21 protein-coding genes and 1 riboswitch are annotated in these 17,492 nt (G+C 57.8%); of the genes, 15 read left to right on the top strand and 6 right to left on the bottom strand.

From position 1 onward, the window contains the following. Nucleotides 1-31: 31 nt before the first annotated feature. Nucleotides 32-1,060 (bottom strand): acyltransferase family protein, encoded by a 1,029-nt coding sequence (locus KF947_RS12790; protein WP_227404111.1) that lies wholly within the window; start codon nucleotides 1,058-1,060, stop codon nucleotides 32-34. Nucleotides 1,061-1,212: 152 nt separating this feature from the next. Between KF947_RS12790 and KF947_RS12785 the strand changes: the two genes are divergently transcribed. From KF947_RS12785 to KF947_RS12755, 7 genes are all read left to right on the top strand, one after another. After that, nucleotides 1,213-2,172 carry an alpha/beta hydrolase gene (locus tag KF947_RS12785; protein WP_227404110.1) on the top strand — a complete coding sequence of 320 codons (960 nt, stop codon included), beginning with the start codon at nucleotides 1,213-1,215 and terminating at the stop codon, nucleotides 2,170-2,172. A gap of 73 nt (nucleotides 2,173-2,245) precedes the next feature. Continuing rightward, nucleotides 2,246-2,551, top strand: a complete 306-nt coding sequence (locus KF947_RS12780) for a hypothetical protein (protein ID WP_133731678.1) — start codon at nucleotides 2,246-2,248, stop codon at nucleotides 2,549-2,551. A 320-nt stretch (nucleotides 2,552-2,871) separates the two neighbouring features. Then, nucleotides 2,872-3,543 (top strand): hypothetical protein, encoded by a 672-nt coding sequence (locus KF947_RS12775; protein ID WP_227404109.1) that lies wholly within the window; start codon nucleotides 2,872-2,874, stop codon nucleotides 3,541-3,543. A 180-nt stretch (nucleotides 3,544-3,723) separates the two neighbouring features. After that, on the top strand, nucleotides 3,724-3,873 hold the full coding sequence (locus KF947_RS12770; protein WP_166650368.1) for a hypothetical protein: 150 nt from the start codon (nucleotides 3,724-3,726) through the stop codon (nucleotides 3,871-3,873). Continuing rightward, nucleotides 3,870-4,604 carry a metal ABC transporter ATP-binding protein gene (locus KF947_RS12765; RefSeq protein WP_133731680.1) on the top strand — a complete coding sequence of 245 codons (735 nt, stop codon included), beginning with the start codon at nucleotides 3,870-3,872 and terminating at the stop codon, nucleotides 4,602-4,604. The genes KF947_RS12770 and KF947_RS12765 overlap by 4 nt, the downstream gene beginning before the upstream one ends. Continuing rightward, entirely contained in the window at nucleotides 4,588-5,478 is an 891-nt protein-coding gene (locus KF947_RS12760) for a metal ABC transporter permease (RefSeq protein ID WP_227404108.1), read from the top strand. The genes KF947_RS12765 and KF947_RS12760 overlap by 17 nt, the downstream gene beginning before the upstream one ends. A gap of 35 nt (nucleotides 5,479-5,513) precedes the next feature. Continuing rightward, nucleotides 5,514-6,599, top strand: coding sequence for a metal ABC transporter solute-binding protein, Zn/Mn family (locus tag KF947_RS12755; RefSeq protein WP_227404107.1), 1,086 nt, complete (start codon nucleotides 5,514-5,516; stop codon nucleotides 6,597-6,599). Nucleotides 6,600-6,621: 22 nt separating this feature from the next. On the opposite strand, the gene KF947_RS12750 is transcribed toward KF947_RS12755, so the two are convergent. Continuing rightward, complete coding sequence (locus tag KF947_RS12750; RefSeq protein ID WP_133731683.1) at nucleotides 6,622-7,497, bottom strand: LysR family transcriptional regulator; 876 nt, start codon at nucleotides 7,495-7,497, stop codon at nucleotides 6,622-6,624. 149 nt (nucleotides 7,498-7,646) lie between these two features. On the opposite strand from KF947_RS12750, the gene ampC reads away from it, so the two are divergent. Further along, entirely contained in the window at nucleotides 7,647-8,819 is a 1,173-nt protein-coding gene (gene ampC, locus KF947_RS12745) for a class C beta-lactamase (protein ID WP_133731684.1), read from the top strand. A 191-nt stretch (nucleotides 8,820-9,010) separates the two neighbouring features. Beyond that, complete coding sequence (locus KF947_RS12740; RefSeq protein ID WP_227404106.1) at nucleotides 9,011-9,676, top strand: cupin domain-containing protein; 666 nt, start codon at nucleotides 9,011-9,013, stop codon at nucleotides 9,674-9,676. Here the strand turns inward: KF947_RS12740 and KF947_RS12735 are convergent. Both KF947_RS12735 and gloA read right to left on the bottom strand, forming a co-directional pair. Beyond that, on the bottom strand, nucleotides 9,673-10,041 hold the full coding sequence (locus KF947_RS12735; RefSeq protein WP_227404105.1) for a DUF6164 family protein: 369 nt from the start codon (nucleotides 10,039-10,041) through the stop codon (nucleotides 9,673-9,675). The two genes, KF947_RS12740 and KF947_RS12735, sit on opposite strands and share 4 nt — an antisense overlap. Before the next feature lie 9 nt (nucleotides 10,042-10,050). Further along, nucleotides 10,051-10,587, bottom strand: a complete 537-nt coding sequence (gene gloA / locus KF947_RS12730) for a lactoylglutathione lyase (protein WP_227404104.1) — start codon at nucleotides 10,585-10,587, stop codon at nucleotides 10,051-10,053. A 255-nt stretch (nucleotides 10,588-10,842) separates the two neighbouring features. Between gloA and KF947_RS12725 the strand changes: the two genes are divergently transcribed. The 6 genes from KF947_RS12725 to KF947_RS12700 all read left to right on the top strand — a co-directional run bounded on the left by KF947_RS12725 (nucleotide 10,843) and on the right by KF947_RS12700 (nucleotide 15,071). Next, a complete protein-coding gene (locus KF947_RS12725; protein ID WP_227404103.1) occupies nucleotides 10,843-11,187 on the top strand; it encodes a hypothetical protein in 345 nt (114 codons plus the stop codon). A 54-nt stretch (nucleotides 11,188-11,241) separates the two neighbouring features. Then, nucleotides 11,242-11,340: riboswitch (TPP riboswitch) on the top strand. Between the two features lie 23 nt (nucleotides 11,341-11,363). Then, complete coding sequence (gene thiM, locus KF947_RS12720) at nucleotides 11,364-12,173, top strand: hydroxyethylthiazole kinase (protein ID WP_227404102.1); 810 nt, start codon at nucleotides 11,364-11,366, stop codon at nucleotides 12,171-12,173. Then, nucleotides 12,163-12,795: a thiamine phosphate synthase gene (gene thiE / locus KF947_RS12715; protein ID WP_227404101.1), complete on the top strand. Its 633-nt coding sequence runs from the start codon at nucleotides 12,163-12,165 to the stop codon at nucleotides 12,793-12,795. Before thiM ends, thiE begins: the two co-directional genes overlap by 11 nt. Then, complete coding sequence (locus KF947_RS12710) at nucleotides 12,792-13,712, top strand: LysR family transcriptional regulator (RefSeq protein WP_227404100.1); 921 nt, start codon at nucleotides 12,792-12,794, stop codon at nucleotides 13,710-13,712. Before thiE ends, KF947_RS12710 begins: the two co-directional genes overlap by 4 nt. A 78-nt stretch (nucleotides 13,713-13,790) precedes the next feature. Beyond that, nucleotides 13,791-14,228 (top strand): DoxX family protein, encoded by a 438-nt coding sequence (locus KF947_RS12705; protein WP_227404099.1) that lies wholly within the window; start codon nucleotides 13,791-13,793, stop codon nucleotides 14,226-14,228. A 105-nt stretch (nucleotides 14,229-14,333) separates the two neighbouring features. Next, the gene (locus KF947_RS12700) at nucleotides 14,334-15,071 is read left to right on the top strand and encodes a DODA-type extradiol aromatic ring-opening family dioxygenase (RefSeq protein ID WP_227404098.1); all 738 of its coding nucleotides are present in this window, start codon (nucleotides 14,334-14,336) and stop codon (nucleotides 15,069-15,071) included. Here KF947_RS12700 and yegQ read toward each other — a convergent pair. Together yegQ and KF947_RS12690 are read right to left on the bottom strand one after the other, a co-directional pair. Continuing rightward, a complete protein-coding gene (gene yegQ, locus KF947_RS12695; protein ID WP_227404097.1) occupies nucleotides 15,064-16,455 on the bottom strand; it encodes a tRNA 5-hydroxyuridine modification protein YegQ in 1,392 nt (463 codons plus the stop codon). The genes KF947_RS12700 and yegQ overlap by 8 nt on opposite strands. Nucleotides 16,456-16,575: 120 nt before the next feature. Next, nucleotides 16,576-17,451 (bottom strand): DMT family transporter, encoded by an 876-nt coding sequence (locus KF947_RS12690; RefSeq protein ID WP_227404096.1) that lies wholly within the window; start codon nucleotides 17,449-17,451, stop codon nucleotides 16,576-16,578. Nucleotides 17,452-17,492 lie beyond the last annotated feature (41 nt).

Here is a 17,492-nt window from a genome sequence, read left to right as displayed (position 1 = left end):
TTACTGGCTACTCCTTACTGACCTACCCTTGCTAACTTACCTTCAACCGCTTGCCGAACAGCATCGCACCGAGCGTGGTGGTATTGGCCAGTTTATTCAGCCCCACTGAACCAACGACACCAACCACCATAAGCAATAGCGCATATATGCCAACGGGTAACGATAACGGCTCGACCACCAGATCGGTGAGCACAAAGAACATGGGGTGAGCCAAGTAAATACCGAACGAATAGGCATTGACGTGACGCACCCACAAAGGCGCAGGCCGCCCGGCCAAGTAACGCATAGCGCAGAGCGTAAACAACACAAAGAACGGGATTACCCATACCTCTTTGGAAGAGAACGCTAGCCAGCCAGCAAAGGTGGCGGCGACAATCAGCACCACTAACAGCCCCAGCCATAGCGGGCGGGCCATTTGCTGCATCCAGGTAGGCTGCTCTAGTAACAAGCCTTCAGGGGCTAACGGGTAATAGCGCACCAACACCAGCGCCAGGAAAAACACGTAGATCCACCCCAGCGGGGCAATCCACAGCAGATAGCCGGGCAGGTCAACGTCAAACCAGTAAGCCAGACCCCAATACGCCATGCTGATCACACAAGCGCCCCACAGCCAAGGCACCGGGTTTAAACGCCATAGCTGCCAACGGGTAAACAGCCAATAAGCCACGTAAAACTGCATGGCAATGATCAAAAAATAGCCATGCCAGCCCGCGTAGACATAATACTCAATGGCATTGGCTAACAATCCCACCGGCTCATCTGATGTCTGCAGCCTCGCCCATTCTGCCGTCGAATAAATAAAACCATACACAAAGTACGGCACCATCACATACTTCACGCGCTGGGCAAGAAAGCCTTCCGGCACGGCTTTGTCGTAGCGAACGGCAAACACAAAGACAGCAATAAACAGGAAAATTGGCGTACCCAAGACCAGCGGTATGCGCATCAAATCGATAGCAACGTTATCGAGGCGTTGATTGACGTGATCTAGTAAGTGAAACAAAAAAACGGCTATACAGCCGTAAGCACGCAACCAATAGATCTCTTCTATTTTCCGCACTGGGCCTCCCGCCGCTACCTACTCCTACCCTGGCATTTTGAATGGCGATGATGAATAGCTTTGCTAACTGGCTGTCTTATATGGCTATGCTGAACAATCAAAGCCTTCGCGCTGTCCGACCTTTTTGAACAGTTTTAATTCCCGGAGGAAAAGTGTTCACCCTCAAGCCACCCGTTCTTTCCTACCGCTTTAACGCCCTAATGACGGCATTGATTGGCTGGCTAACGTTCAGTGGCCATAGTTTGGCCAGCGAGGTTGAACATCATCAGTTTTTCTCGCCCACGCTAGGTTACGACTACCCCTATAGTATTTATTTACCCGACAATTATGACGACCAAGCGACAGACGCGTACCCGGTCGTTTATATGTTGCACGGCTCTTTTGGTACTGACCGCGACTGGGTTTCTCGCGGCAATTTGCAACAGGTGGCGGATAGGTTAATTCGCGCCGGGCATATTCCTCCGACAGTTTTCATTATGCCCGGCAGCCGCAGCTGGTGGGTGGATGGCCACAATGAACCCGCCCGAAGCGCGTTTTTTAACGACCTAATGCCCCACGTGGAAGCGACCTACCGAGTGGGACAAGAGCGCCACCTGCGTGGCGTGGCGGGCCTCTCTGCCGGTGGCTACGGCGCGCTCAATTTTGCTCTGGAGCGGCCTGAACTGTTTGCCGCGGTAGCCGCATTAAGCCCCGCCAGCTACGCCCCCCTGCCGCCGCGAAACTCCACCGCCTGGCGCCACCCCTCATTTATCAATGACCAGGGCCAATTTGATCGCGAGCTGTGGCAAAACCTCAACTACACCAACTACCTGGAAGAGTATCGCCTGCGCGTAACCCCCCGCGGCACCGAGGAAGAGGGCGATCTTTCCCCCGTGCCGCTGTATATCAGCGCTGGGCGAAGCGACGTTTATGACGCTGAATTTCACGCCCGCATCCTGCGCCAAGCCATGGAGCGCATCCAACCCAACGATGTCCGCCTCGACCTCTACCCCGGCGGCCACACTTGGCGCGTATGGCGGGCCAGCCTTCCAGCTGCGCTAAACTTTCTCTTTCAGTACGTAGGGCAGGAAAACAGCTCAGAGATGGAAATGAATATGGCGGTCGACGAATAGCACACACAACCCCGTTAAGGCACTACACTGAAGCAACACTCATCACGCCACTCACTAGACAAGGAAGACAGCGATGCATCAGCATATCGAATGGGATGAACCCGGCAACGCCAGTGTTATGCAGTACTTTAAGAAACACCCGGATCAAAGCAGCCAACCCGACCCAGGCGACGTTATTTCCGCCCGCTACCAAGGCGCCATGGTGCGCATCAAAGTAGAAGCCTACCGAGAAGATGACGCGGTCAGCATTGGCGAAGTCGCCGCCATCATCGACACCGACGGCAGCCGCCACCAAAGCCACAACAAACTGGAAGTCGGCCACATCGTCCGGGTACCTGACGACAAACGCGCCCTAGAATCACCGCCGCAAGAAGATTAAAGCCCTAGCATTGAACTGCACCCCAAAAGTTGGACATTCATCCAATGATTGGGGTGTTTTTCGTGGCGAAATACAATGAAGCGTTCAAGCTACTTTAGCGCTGCGTCAGCCTCAGGCGCAGCAGTGCCAAGGGCACACTTAAATCTAGCTTCAAAACTGCCTGGCAGGCAGCGAACTGCGGATGAAGAGACTCGAACTCCCACACTTTGCTGAGCCGCCTATTTTAAGGGTTATGCACACTTCGACACCCTGCCCCCTCGTCTCATTTGATTTGCGTGCTACGCTTAGCGCTACTGCACCCCTTATATAGGCGCTTCATCATGCATGTTTTTCGTCTTTTTGCCGCGTTGGTTACCACCTTGGTGATCGCCCTGCCTGTCTCTTCACACGCCCAGGCTCAAACCAACGGGCAGTCGAGTGAGTACGATGATGTGTTTGAGGACGGCGCACGCCACGCCAATATTTGGCAGTGGGGCTGGACGGGCATTTACGCCACCAGCCTGGCGGTGAACGCTTACCAGTCCAGCGAGGCGAGCGATCCGGATGACCGCTTTGATGCTCGGGTGGGCGTGGTGAAATCCGCCCTGGCCGTGGGCGGCATGCTGACCGACCGCCAGCCGCACCCTGCAGCACTGGCCGAGTATCAGCGTTTGAAAGCCAGCGGTGATTTAAGTGGCGTGCAGGCACTGGGTTTACAGCTCGCCCAAGCGGAGCGTGAGCGCCGCGGCTGGGGTGCCCGCGTCAGTTCGCTCGTGGTGAATGGCGTGGCGGGTGCGGTGATTGCCGCTGATGGTCGTGAAAGCGATGGTGCGATCAACTTTGCCACCGGCATGCTGGTTAACGAACTGCAAATTTGGACACAGCCGAATCAGGCGTCTTCCGCGATTAATCGCTTCCAGCCCGCTAATCTATCGCTTGGGCCAATAACGATCCCCGGCGAGTACGCGCTGCATGTGGCGCCCCAGCAAGTTGGCGCCACCTGGCGTTACTAGGCTTTTACGCAACGGCCTGCACCACTCCTCTTTTTTTATACTCCTCTATAGCGCTGGCGGCGGTTCTCCCCCAGCGCTTTATCGTTGCCAGCACGGCGTGAACGAGTAAAATAACCAGCAATTTTTTAGCTTTGCTAAACGTTATGTTATAACCTATTCGACATTATACGAGGCCGCTTGATGAGTGAGCATACGCACCGCCACAACAAGGAGGGCCCCTGCCACTTCTCCTTGATGTCGCTATCGGCTGTTAAACGGCTGCTGTTTGTTGCCGTGCCGCTATTGGCGCTGTGGGGTTTGGTGGTTTGGGCTGGCGGGTGGTTAGGATGAGCCAGCGCTCTTTATCACGTTTACAGCTGCACAATCTGCACTTGGCCCAGGCGCGCCGCACGGTGCTGGAGCACCTTGAGGGCGACTTTAAGCCGGGGGCAATTACCGCGCTGATCGGCGCTAACGGTGCCGGTAAAAGCACGCTTATTCAGGCCATTATGGGCGAACTTCGGCCTATTAGTGGGGAAGTGGTGTGCACCGTCGCGAAAGAGCGCCGAGCGTGGTTGCCCCAACAGTTGGCGTTAGACCTAACCTTCCCCATGAGCGTGGAAGAGTTAGTGATGACCGGCAGTTGGCCCAGCCACGGCGCGTTAACCGGCTACTGTGCGGGGCACTATCGCAAGGGCCGCGAAATCATGGCGCGGCTGGGCATTTCGCACTTGGCCCACCGCCCGTTGGGTGAGCTTTCCGGCGGCCAGCGCCAGCGCGCGCTGATTGGCCGAACGCTGATGCAGGAAGCCGAGCTGCTTCTGCTCGATGAACCGTTTGCCAATGTGGATAGCGAAACCGTGGATATTTTGATCCGCATCCTGCGCCAGATGGCTGATGACGGTGCGACGATCATTGTCGTGCTCCACGATATGGATCACCTGCGCCGCCTGGCGGATGAAGTGCTGATGCTAAACGGCGGTCATGGCCGCTGGGTCGCACCCAGTGCGCTGACGCATCAACACGCACCCGCTCAGGTAGTGCCGTTTACCATGGGAGGACGCCATGCTGGATCTGCTTAATGTGTGGTTTGTCAGCCCGTTCGATTACGGCTTTATGCGCCGTGCAGTGGTGGGTGGTTTGGCGCTTTCGTTGGCCGCGCCGCCGCTGGGAGTGTTTTTGGTGCTGCGCGGCATGAGCCTGATCGGCGACGCCATGGCCCACGCGATTCTGCCCGGCGTTGCGCTGGGGTTCCTGCTGGCAGGGTTTTCGCTGCCGATTATGAGCATTGGCGGGGTGCTGTTTGGGTTAATGGTAGCGCTGCTGGCGGGGGCGGTCTCGAAAATGGGTGGACAGCGCGAAGATGCCGCCATGGCGAGCTTTTTTATTATCTCGCTGGCCGCAGGCGTGATGCTGATTTCACTGGGCGGCAGCAGCGTTGACCTTACCCATGTGCTGTTCGGCTCGATTCTGGCGATCAACTCTACCGCGCTGCTGCTGATCGCGGGTATCAGTACGCTGATTTTGGTGACGCTGGCAGTGGTGTTTCGCGCCTTGGTAGTGGAGTGCCTAGACCCGCTATTTTTACGCGGCCAAAGCCGCCGCAGCGGCTGGGTACATAGCGTGTTTTTGGGGCTGCTGGTGCTGAATTTAACCGCTGGCTTTCAAACCCTGGGCACGCTAATGGCAGTGGGTTTAATGATGCTGCCCGCCACCTCGGCGCGCTTTTGGAGCAAACGCCTGGAGGGCTTGATCGGCATCGCAATTGTACTGGCCATGGTGGCGAGCACCGGCGGCCTGCTGCTCTCTTTTCACCTGGATATCCCGTCAGGCCCGAGCATTATTCTGCTGGCCGGGTTTGGTTATCTTTTTTCGGCCCTGTTTGGTCGCTACCACAGCTTGGCAGCCAAGCTGCGGCGTAAAACCACGCCGCTGGAAGTGGAGCAAGGGGCTTAATTATCAGTCTTCATGCTTATCGTAAGGAGTGTTGTATGTCGCTTGCCTATTTATCATCTCGGTCGTCGCGCTGGTTAGTGGGTGTTTCCGCTATGCTGGCGCTGCCTGCTGCCATGGCTAATGAGCGCGTTCAGGTGGTGACCAGTTTCTCTATCCTCGCGGATATGGTGGAAAACGTAGGCGGCGAGCATGTCGAGGTGACCTCCCTGGTGGCTGCCGATGGCGATGCCCACGTTTACTCCCCCAGCCCCGGCGATGCCCGTTCCCTGGCCAATGCTGATTTAGTGGTTTTCAACGGCCTGCTGTTTGAAGGCTGGATGGAGCGCTTAATTAGCGCCAGCGACTACTCGGGTGCGTTGGTGACCGCGACCGACGGTATCGAGCCGCTGGCTTTCGCCGGCCATGACGAGCATGGGCATGACGATCACGGCCATGGCCACGATGACCACGACGATCACGGGCATGATGATCACGACTCTGGCCACGACGCGCATGCAGACCATGATCATGGTGATGAAGATCCCCACGCCTGGCAGGATATGCACCAAGCCGAAGTGTATATCGCCAATATCCGCGATGGCTTAATTGCCGCCGACGCCGATAACGCCGATGCCTACCGCGCCAATGCGGAGCAGTATTTGCAGGAAATGGCCGAAGTAGACGACGAGATTCGTGCGCTGATTGACGAAATTCCGGCCTCCACCAGCGTGATTACCGGCCACGACTCCTTTGGCTACTTCTCAAGTGCCTATGGGGTAACCTTTCTCTCGCCGGTAGGGCTTTCCACGGAAGCCGACCCCAGTGGCGCCAGCATGGCGTCGCTAGTGGATGTGATTGAGCAGGAGAACGTGCAGGCGCTGTTCCACGAGAATATGACCAATCAGTCGATCATCACCCAGCTAGCCGAAGAGACCGGCCTGCCCATTGCGGGCACGCTTTACGCTGATGCTCTGGCAGCAGAGGGTGAAGCCAGTACCTACCTGGGTATGATGCGCCACAATGCGCAGGTGCTGCACGATGCGCTAGCCCAGCCGGGTCATGACGATCACGGTCATTCTAACGACCACGACCACGACCACGACCACGACCACGACCACGACGATCATGGTCATAGCCACTAGCCGTTAACGTCAATAGCGCTGCTCAGGCATTGATGGCCGTGAGCAGCCACTCCCGGAAGGACGCCATGGCGTGGGTTTCCGGGCGTGCCTGCAGGCGAGTCAGCCAGTAACCTCCCAGGCTAACAGCGGTGTCGAAAGGCTGCACCAGCGCGCCGCTGTTCAGCTGGCGGGGGAACATCAGCGGTGGCGCCAGCGCCACGCCTGCCCCTTGCAAGGCTGCTTCCACCATGGCGATGGAAGAGTCAAACACAATGCTGTTGGTCATCGGAAAGCTGCGTGGCAACCCTGCCGCCAATAGCCACTCTGTCCACTCGTCGGCGCGATAAGAGCGCAGCCAGGTCTCGCCTAATACATCGGCAGGTGTTTTAAGCCGCGCAGCAATATCGGGTATGCACATTACCGAGAGTGACGCCGGTAGCAGCGGCTGCGCCGCGGTACCGTGCCAGGCCCCCGTGCCAAAGCGGATCGCAAAATCCAGCCCTTCGCCAGCAATGTCCGCGCGGTTGTTATGGGTGGAGAGTCGTAAATCGACGTAGGGGTACTGGCGCTGAAAATCTCCCAGCCTCGGCAGCAGCCAACCCACGGCAAATGTCCCCACAACGCCGACGTTCAATACTTCCCGATAGCTGCTCTCGCCCACCCGTTCCAGCGTGTGGGCGATTTGGTCGAATGAACTCTTCAATACCGGCAGCAGCAGCTCACCCTCCTGGGTAAGCATTAGCCCCCTCGGCAAACGTTTGAAAAGGGGTACCTTCAACAGCGTTTCGAGCAGCTTTACCTGGTGGCTGACCGCCGCTTGGGTAACGTGAAGCTCTTCTGCCGCGCGGGTAAAGCTTAAATGCCTGGCCGACGCCTCAAACGCGCGCAGCGCCTTCAACGGCAGGTAGGGACGCACCACCTTGACCCCCAAATTTTTCTAATGGCTTATGCAAAATATCGCTGTTTGTGAATTGCCGCAGCGCGCCGTAAGTTAACCCCCGTCACGTGCTTTGCGTCTGGAAATAACTCTCCATCCTCTCTCGGCATTATTCACAACAGGATTTTGGTATGCGTAAGATGTTAGCAGCAAACTGCGGCCTTATCATGACAGGTTCGCTTCTACTCAACGGTTCTGCTTGGGCCACCGGCACGCCTGAAAGCGCCGACATTGAGGCGCTGGTGAACGATACTATCGCGCCTTTGATGGCCGAGCATCGTATTCCAGGCATGGCGGTCGCGCTTAGCATTAATGGCCAGCAGCACTACTTTAATTATGGTCTCGCCAATCAAGAGGCGGGGATTCCGGTCACCGATCAGACGCTGTTCGAACTCGGCTCTATCAGCAAGATTTTCACGGCTGCACTCGCTGGCTATGCCCAGGCTACCGGCGCACTCTCGCTTTCCGACCCGGCCAGTCGCTACCTGCCGGAACTCAAAGACAGCGCCTTCGATGAGATCACGCTGCTGGAATTGGGCACCTACACGGCGGGCGAGCTGCCACTGCAGTTTCCCGACGCAGTACAAAGTGAAGAGGCGATGATCGACTACTACCGCCAGTGGCAGCCTGAATCCACCCCTGGCAGCCACCGGCTCTACTCCAACCCAAGCCTGGGCCTGTTCGGTTATCTTGCCGCACAAAGCCTTGGTCAGCCCTTCGAGATGGCTATGGAGGAGGTGCTGTTCGCACCGCTAGGGCTTGAGCATAGCTACTTTCAGGTGCCGGAGGCGCAGCAGGCGAACTATGCCTATGGTTACTCTAAAGAGGATGAGCCCATCCGGGTGAACCCAGGCATGCTGGATGCCCAGGCCTACGGATTGAAATCGACTGCCGCGGACGTGCTCACGCTGGTGGAAGCCAATATGAGTGGTGCTGAGCTTAATGAGCCACTAAGCCAAGCCTTGGCCGCTACGCGCACGGGTTACTTTGAGATCGGCAATATGACCCAAGGCCTGGGCTGGGAAAGCTATGCCTACCCGGTGGCGCTCGATCAGTTGCTGGCAGGCAACTCGCTTGAGATGATTTTGCAGCCCAACCCTGTCAACCGCTTAACCCCACCGCTAGCCCCCAGGCAGGAAGCGCTCTATAACAAGACGGGCGCTACCAACGGCTTTGGTGACTACGTGGCCTTTGTACCCAGCGAGCAAATCGGCATTGTGCTGTTGGCTAACCGCAACTACCCCAATCAGGCGCGCATCGAAGCGGCACACCATATTCTTTCTGCGCTGACTGAAGCGCCTTAAGCAAGCAGCCAGACAACCCGATGCCACCTTCGTGAACTGCGCCCCAATCGTTGGACATCCATCCAACGATTGGGGTGTTTTTTATGGCGATATAACGGAGATCAAACAACCGAAAGTTGCATTTTTTGCTGTCGATAAGGAGACTAGCAACCTCCCCCGTCACTTACCTTCACTGCGAAGAGCCCTTTCCCATGCGTCTAAACGCCGATTTTAGCCACTTTGCCTGTGTTACCCCGGAAGAGTATCAGTGGGTCGACTCCCCCAGCGCGGGGGTAGAGCGCATGATGTTTGACCGGATTGGTGATGAAGTTGCTCGCGCTACTAGCCTTGTGCGCTATGCCCCCAATACGCAGTTTGAGCGGCATACCCACGGCGGCGGCGAAGAAATTCTGGTTCTGGAAGGCGTGTTTGCCGATGAGCATGGGCGCTATGCGGCGGGCAGCTACCTGAGAAACCCCATTGGCACCGGCCATACCCCGCAGATTGGCGAGGAAGGCGCGCTGATCTTTGTCAAACTGCACCAGTTTGACCCCAACGACACGCTACAGCTGGCGGTGCCTGCTCACCGGCTGCCCTGGCAGCCAGACCGGCGCCCGCGCATTGCCTATAAAATGCTGCACACCTACAAGCAGGAGCGCACCAGCCTGGAGCGCTGGTCGGCGGGCACCTCCATTACCTACCCTACGCTGCGGGGTGGTCTGGAGTTTTTGATACTGGAAGGTACGCTAAGCGATAGCGAACAGAGTTACACCGCAGGCACCTGGTGCCGCTACCCCAGCGGCGCGGCACCGGCACTCACCGCCGGTGATGATGGCGTTATGATGTACCTCAAACGCGGCCACCTGCCCGCAGCTTAGGCGCGCGATAGGCCCAGGAATGGCAGTAGCGTAAGGGCGGCAATAAGCCCCACGGCGAGCAGCACTAGCACGACCTGCAGCGGATGAGCGGCCAAGCGACGCCACAGCGTCTCGGCGTCACCCCGCTCAACCGCCGCCTGGTGCTCGCGCTGGGCGCGCTCAAGACGCTCTGCCTGATAGGCCTCTAACGCCGCGATGGCTGCGTCGTGCTGATGCGGGTTACGCAGCCAAATAGCATCGACCCCCAGGCGGAAAAAGCCCGCCTGGGTTTCGTAGGTATCAAAGCCATGGGCGGCCAGCAGATCACGCACCTCCATGGCCTCTTCGTCGGTCACATGGCGCAGCCGGAACAGTAGTTCAGCCATTGGTGTGCCTCAAGAGTCGCTCTTCCCCACCATTAGGTCTGCCTGAATCACTTCGATCCAGTAACCGTCCGGGTCTTTAACGAAGATAACATCTTTCATCTTGCCCTGATCGGCGCGTTTCACGAAGGTGACGTCGTGCTCGTCGAACCACGCCTGGGCCGCTGCCAAATCCGGCACATTAAAGCAGATATGCCCAAAACCCTGGGGTTCGGCGTTGCCATCGTGATAGGCGAAATCTTCCTGGTTTTCAGTTCCCCAGTTGTGGGTCAGCTCCAGCAGTCCTTTCTGGCTAAACGTCCAGGCGGTACGCGCTTGCGCATCTTCCGGCACGCTGTCGCTGGGCTCCAGGTTGGCCAGGAAGTAGAGCGAAAACTGCATCTCTTCGAAATCCAACCGCCGCATCACCTGCATACCAAACACTTTTGAGTAGAACGCCAGCGCCTGCTCAGGGTCTTTCACCCGCAGCATGGTGTGGTTTAAACGAAACCCTTGGGTTTGGGGTGGTGTGGCCACGACGCCGGGATGCTGCTCGCCTTGAAAACTCATTTTGCTCTCCTGTCGCTAATGCTGGTCATTGAATCCATTGAGCCTCACTTACCGCTTACCATGGGGGCTTTAGGGCCATAATACCAGCCCTTACAAGCATGTAGGATTCACCAACGCAGCGCGGTATCAAGGCAACAATAAGCGCACTGGCAATACTAAACAAAAACCCTACACTTATTATTCATAAGCTTTACAAAAGCAGTTCCCGCAACATGAGCGATGCCCCACCTTTGAGGCGTCCACCAGGAGTTTTCCATGAGTGCGATCGATATGACGCTAGGTGACCACCTGACCCTGAAACAGCTTTCCAATGCGCTTCACAACGGTTTTTCGCCGATTGTTGAAGTCGAGTCGATGGATGGAATTTACAAAGTGCGCTTTCACCACGCTAACGGCGTGTCTGACCTGAGTGACAGCAAAGGCCACGTCAGTACTTTTCTGGGCACCGGTGAAATCCGCGACACCCTGGGCCAACTGGGCCTGACCCACGGCGTGCTGACTTTCGCCGACCAGTGCGGTGACGAGATGATTGGGGTAGAGGGTAAAGCGATGACACCTGATGAAATGCTTACCTACGGTACACGTATTTCGTTTCGTTAGATTGCCATCGTCCGCATCCGGGGCTTTACAGGGCTACTTCAGGCAAGGATAGTAATCCCTCGACAGGGGCGCCCTCCGTTACGGGTGGGCTGAGAAGCACCCTTTGAACCTGAACCGGATAACACCGGCGTAGGGAGTCGTGGTAACGCTTACCACCTCCTTGCCGGGAGGATGCTATGACCCTACGCTCGCTTGGCGATTACCTTGAGACGCTGCGCTCAGTCACCCCGCTGGTTCACTGTATGACCAACTATGTGGCCATGAACAGCACTGCCAACCTGCTGTTAGCCACCGGCGCCTCGCCCGCCATGCTGCATGCGCCTGAAGAGGTGGCAGAGTTCACGGCTATTTCCGCGGGGCTGTCGATTAATATCGGCACGATCTCTGCCCACTGGGCCGATGCGATGCTGACCGCCACAGCGACGGCCGAGCAGCATGCCATTCCCTGGGTGTTAGATCCCGTCGCCGTTGGCGCCACGCGCTATCGCCAAACGCTGTGCGCGAAGCTGCTGGCCGCTAAACCCAGCGTGATTCGTGGCAATGCGTCTGAAATTCTTGCCCTTAACGGCTTAGCCAGCCAAGGCCGCGGCGTTGACTCCACCGCCGCCACCGACCAAGCCGTGGACGCCGCGGTAGCGTTAGCGCAAAAACACGGCTGTATTGTTGCGATGACCGGCGAAAGTGATTGGGTAACGGACGGCGCACGGCACTACCGTATTAACGGTGGCCACCCTTTGATGCCCCGCGTAACAACCCTTGGCTGTGGGCTGAGCGCGCTAGTGGCAGGCTTTGTGGCTGCCAACCGCGACGCCCCACTAGGCGCAACGGCAGCCGCGATGGGCTGCTTTGCCGTGGCCGGTGAGCGGGCGGGTGCTAACGCCCAGGGGCCTGGTAGCTTTCAAGTGGCGCTGCTGGATGCGCTGTATCAACTCACCCCTGACGACCTCACTACTCATGCCCAGCTGGAGGCAATTCATGCCGCTTGATCTATCGCTCTATTTGGTCACCGATGCCGCGCTCTGCCGAGACCATGGCTTGGAACAAACGGTCGAGGCAGCGGTAAGAGGCGGTGTCACCATCGTGCAGTTGCGTGACAAGCATGCCAGCGATGAACAAATGATTGCCCAAGCCAAACGGCTAAAAGCACTTCTGGCGGGCACCGGTGTCCCGCTGATCATTAACGACCGCTTGCAGGTGGCACTGGAAAGCCAGGCCGATGGCCTGCATGTCGGCCAGAGCGACGCCGCCGTTCAGGAAGCGCGCCGTTTGTTAGGAGAACAGGCAATTATCGGCCTGTCGATCAATACCATCGCTCAGCTGCAAGCCACGCCGTTTGAGCTGCTTGATTATGTGGGGATTGGCCCGGTGTTTGCCACCGAGAGCAAACAGGATCACGCCCAGCCCATCGGCTTTGGTGGCTTGGCTGCGCTGGTCAAGGCGTGCCCACTGCCCAGCGTGGCCATTGGCGGGCTGAAAGCGGATCATGCGATTAGCGTACAGCGGGCAGGAGCAAACGGTTTAGCCGTAATATCGGCTATTTGTGGTCAGCCCGATCCTTACCAGGCAGCGCGCGCTTTTCAGGTTTTCCAAGCCGCTTCGGCGTCATGAATCAGTTAGAGCATATCGTCGCTTTTGTGCGGGTAGCCGAGCTGGGTAGCTATACCCGCGCTGCTGAAGCGCTGGATATTTCCCGCACTCGCGTATCCCGCCAGGTCATGGCACTGGAAGAGGCATTGGGTGCGCGACTGATACAACGCACCACGCGACGGCTCCATCTCACTGAGGCTGGGGAACGCTATCTAGTCCGAGCCCAAGGGATCCTGCAAGCGCTTGATGAGGCAGCCGCCGAGGTGGGTCAAGGAACCAGCGATGTGCGCGGGCGGCTGCGCGTGAATGGGCCGATGAGCTTTGGTACCCGCTACCTAGCGCCACTCGTCGCGCAATTTATGCACACTCACCCAGCGCTGGAAGTGCGCCTGGATTTGAACGACCGCCGTGTCGACCTGCTGGAAGAGGGTTACGACGTAGCGATCCGTATCGGCAGCCTGCCTGACTCCAGCCTGGTGGCGCGCCGCCTGACCCGTTGCCGCCTGCTGTTCTGTGCCTCGCCGGCGTATCTTGCCGCTCACGGTGAACCCAGCAGCGTTAACGCCCTTGCCGAGCACCGCTGCCTGCGCTACCGCAGCGGCCAACAGAGCGCTGACTGGAAGATTGCCACGCAGTCATTGACGGTCAATGGCCCACTGGAAAGCAATAACGGCGATGTACTCACCCACGCCGCGGAAGCGGGCCTGGGCATCGCTCAGCAACCCAGCTTTCTGGTCACAGAGAGTATCGCCAACGGGCGTTTAGTGCCCATCTTGACCAGTGAGCCAGCGGTGCTGCTCGATGTTCATGCGCTCTACCCCGCCCGGCGCTACCTGCCCGCCAAGGTTGAACACTTCATCGACCTGCTCACCGAAGCGTGGGGCGACCCGCCGGTTTGGGAGCAGCACATTGGATTGTCGCCCATTACGCAACAGTGATGTGCAAATTACGCTGATTATCTCACGCTCACTCGACGGTAAAGTAGCTTTATCAACCACTCGATGGAAGCTACTACGATGACAACACATACTCACTCTGCCCCCCCTCTACAGCCCTCTGTACAGCACTCTTTACAACCCCAGGCCATCTCACTACTGCGCGTCGCACTGGGTGTGATGGCTCTTGCCCACGGTTTGCTCAAGGTGTTTGTGTTTACCCTGCCGGGCACCGTCGGCTATTTTGAATCACTGGGTTTACCAGGGTTTCTGGCTTACTTGACCATTGCTGCCGAAGTAGGCGGTGGAGCCGCCCTGATTCTGGGTGTTTATACCCGCTGGGTGAGCCTGGCACTGGTGCCGGTACTGCTTGGCGCTGCGTGGGTGCATCTTGGCAACGGCTGGATGTTCTCAAATGCCGGCGGCGGTTGGGAATTTCCGGTGTTCTGGACGCTGGCGTTAATCGTGCAAGCGGGCCTGGGCAGCGGCCGCTGGGTGCTAAGTAACCGATTCGCCTAACACCTAAAACTATCGCCTAACCCTATCGCCTAACCCTATCGCCTAACCCTATTGCCAGCGCTTGCTTACCGCCAGCGTTGGCCATGCTGCTGAGGAGACTCACTCATGTTACCTAGCCTGTTTATTTCCCATGGTTCGCCCATGCTGGCCCTCAATAAAACCCCGGCTCATGCCTTTCTACGTGAACTGGGCAGGCAGCTTGCGCCCAAGGCGGTGGTAGTGGTCTCAGCGCACTGGGAGAGCCTGGCGCTTAAGGTCAGCACCAGCGCCAAACCAGAGACCATTCACGATTTTGGCGGCTTCCCACGGGCGCTTTTCGAGTGCCAGTATCCCGCCCCTGGCGAACCTGAACTGGCCGAACGACTGGCCGTGTTACTGGGCGCCGAGCGGGTAGAGCGCGGCCTGGATCACGGCGCCTGGGTGCCCCTTTCACTGATGTTTCCTGACGCCAATGTGCCGGTTGTCTCGCTGTCGCTTCCGGTGCGCTGGAGCAATGCGGAGCTGGCCACGCTGGGCGAGCGCCTGTCGGCTCTGCGGGAAGAGGGGATTTTGGTGATCGGCTCGGGCAGCCTGACCCATAACCTGTATGAAATCATGCCCCAGGAAAGCCCTGTGCCCGCCTGGGTAGATGAATTTGCCACTTGGGTAAGCGAGCGCCTTATCGCCAACGATCGTGAGGCGCTGCTTAGCTGGGAGCGCGCACCCAACGCGCTGAAGAACCACCCGACCCCTGAACACTTTCAGCCATTGCTGGTGGCCATGGGGGCAGGAGGCGACGCAAAACAGCTGCACCACAGCGTAGAGCACGGTGTGCTTGCGATGGACGTTTATGCGTTTAGCTGATCGCTACCCCTAACGATTCAGGTTGTGCTCCTCTGGAAGGCGCGAGATCACGCATTAACAGCGCAAACTCAAGCTGTTCAGGGCTAATGCTGACCTTGGGGAGGGGGATTCGAACGCGATGCCCCGAGCCAGGCGCTGCGTTTTGCGCTTCACCTCGTAAGTTCTCGATATGCTCAAGCACGAAGCGGTGATTGCCACCTGGCAACATAAGCTCCATGCCATCCCCCACTTCAAAGCGGTTTTTAACCTCGACTTCCAACGTGCCACGAGCCGGATCAAAACCCAGCACTGCGCCGACGAACTGCTGGTGAACGCCGATGGAATGCCCCTGCTCATAGCTTTGGAACTCGCCGTGCACATGGCGTTGATAGAAGCCTTCGGTGTAGCCTCTATTCGCCAGGTTCTCAAGTTCATCCATTAGCCGTTTGTTAAAGGGGCGCCCAGCGACGGCGTCATCAATGGCTTGCCGATAGACTTGCGCTGTACGCGCGACGTAGTAATGAGACTTGGTGCGCCCTTCTATCTTTAGCGATGCCACGCCCATTTGCGTCAGCCGAGCAACATGCTGCACCGCGCGCAGATCCTTGGAGTTCATGATGTAGGTGCCGTGCTCATCTTCATAAACAGGCATCAGCTTGCCAGGGCGGGAAGCGTCTTCAATCAGGGCCGAGAGCTCGTCTGGGCTGTCGACCGCAGCGCTACCACTGCCTTGGGCGGCTATTAAGTCGCCCGTGTCATCGTGGGTTGCCGCTATGGTGTTGTATTTCCAGCGACACGCGTTGGTGCAGGTGCCTTGGTTAGGGTCGCGATGATTGAAGTAACCCGACAGCAGGCAACGCCCTGAATAGGCGATACATAGTGCGCCGTGAACAAAGGTTTCGATCTCTAAGCCTGGGCACTGCTCGCGTATTTCGCCGATCTCTTCCAGTGACAGCTCCCGGGACAAAATGATGCGGCTGATACCTTGCCGCTGCCAGAATTGGGCGGCAGCCCAGTTGACGACATTCGATTGCACCGAGAGGTGGATGGCTTGTTCCGGCCAGCGATCACGCACCATCATAATCAGGCCGGGATCCGACATAATCAGCGCATCGGGCCTTGCCTCAATCACCGGCGCCATATCCTGGAGGTAAGTTTTCAGCTTGCTGTTGTGGGGGGCAATGTTGGAGGCAACGTAAAACTGCTTGCCTCGGGCATGGGCGTACTCGATACCACGATGTAAGTTATCAATTTTAAAATCGTTGTTGCGCACCCGGAGAGAGTAGCGCGGCTGCCCCGCGTAAACCGCATCAGCCCCATAGGCAAACGCATAACGCATGTTCTTAAAGGTGCCGGCAGGGGAAAGGAGTTCGGGAGCTTGCTTAAGTCGTTCTGGGGCTTGCATAGACGGTCACCGTGATCAGGACGATGGCTCGCAGCGGGCTGCGATGAAAGGCCTGGATTATAACCAGCCCAAACCCGTCGTTTTGGCAAGCTCACGGCTTCCGTGACCTAGATCAAATAGTCACGCCGTTGGACGACGTTTCAGGGTCGTGCGCCGGTCGTGATACGCCACCGCTAGCCCGCTGCCCATTATCAAGGCGCTGCCTACCCAGACCCAGAGATCTGGCATTTCACCCCAAAACCACCAGCCCAACAGTACCGCCCAGAGCATGGCGGTGTAATCAAAGGGCGCGGCGATGGCCGCAGGGGCAAACCGAAAGGCCAAGGTGATAAAAGCGGTGGCCGCAACGCCCAAGATGCCGGAGGCGAAAAAGCCTACCCAGTGCCAAGGGTGAGGTGTTTGCCACACCCAGGGCAGCGTTAGCGCTGTCACCACCAGCGGCACGCAGGTCATATAAAACAGCATTGCCCAGAGGTGTTCGCGGGCACCGTAGCGCCGGGCGGTAATCATCATCAGCGCATAAAATAGCGCCGCGCCCACCAATACCAGCGCACCCACCTGAAACGCCTCGCCGTTGGGCCGCACCACGATCAGTACCCCCACAAAACCAACTAAAGATGCAATCAGCACCGGTGGGTCAATCCGCTCTCCCAGCAATGGCACCGAAAGCAGGGTCACAAACAGCGGTGCCACAAAGGCGATCGCCGTGGCTTCTGCCAGGGGTAGCAGCGTCAGCCCCCATACGAAACAGACCATGGTGGCGGTATAGATCAGGCCGCGCAGTAAATGGACGCCCGGCCGTTTCGTGCGCAGCTTGCGTAATCCACCGGCAAAATGGGCAAGCAGGGCAATCAACGGTAGCGACACCAAGGCACGGAAGAAAATAATCTGCAGCGGCGAGTGCACTTCACCTAACCACTTGGAAACGGCGTCGCCTAGGGCGAGAAAAAGAACGCCCAAACACATGCAGAGTATGCCTTTCAGCGAGGTTGTCACCGCGATCCCCCTGTTCACTGGTCAATATAAAGTGCCAAAAA

It is taken from the genome of Halomonas sp. FeN2, assembly GCF_020595105.1.
Lineage (GTDB): Bacteria > Pseudomonadota > Gammaproteobacteria > Pseudomonadales > Halomonadaceae > Vreelandella > Vreelandella neptunia.
This window is presented reverse-complemented; position numbering and strand designations above follow the sequence as displayed.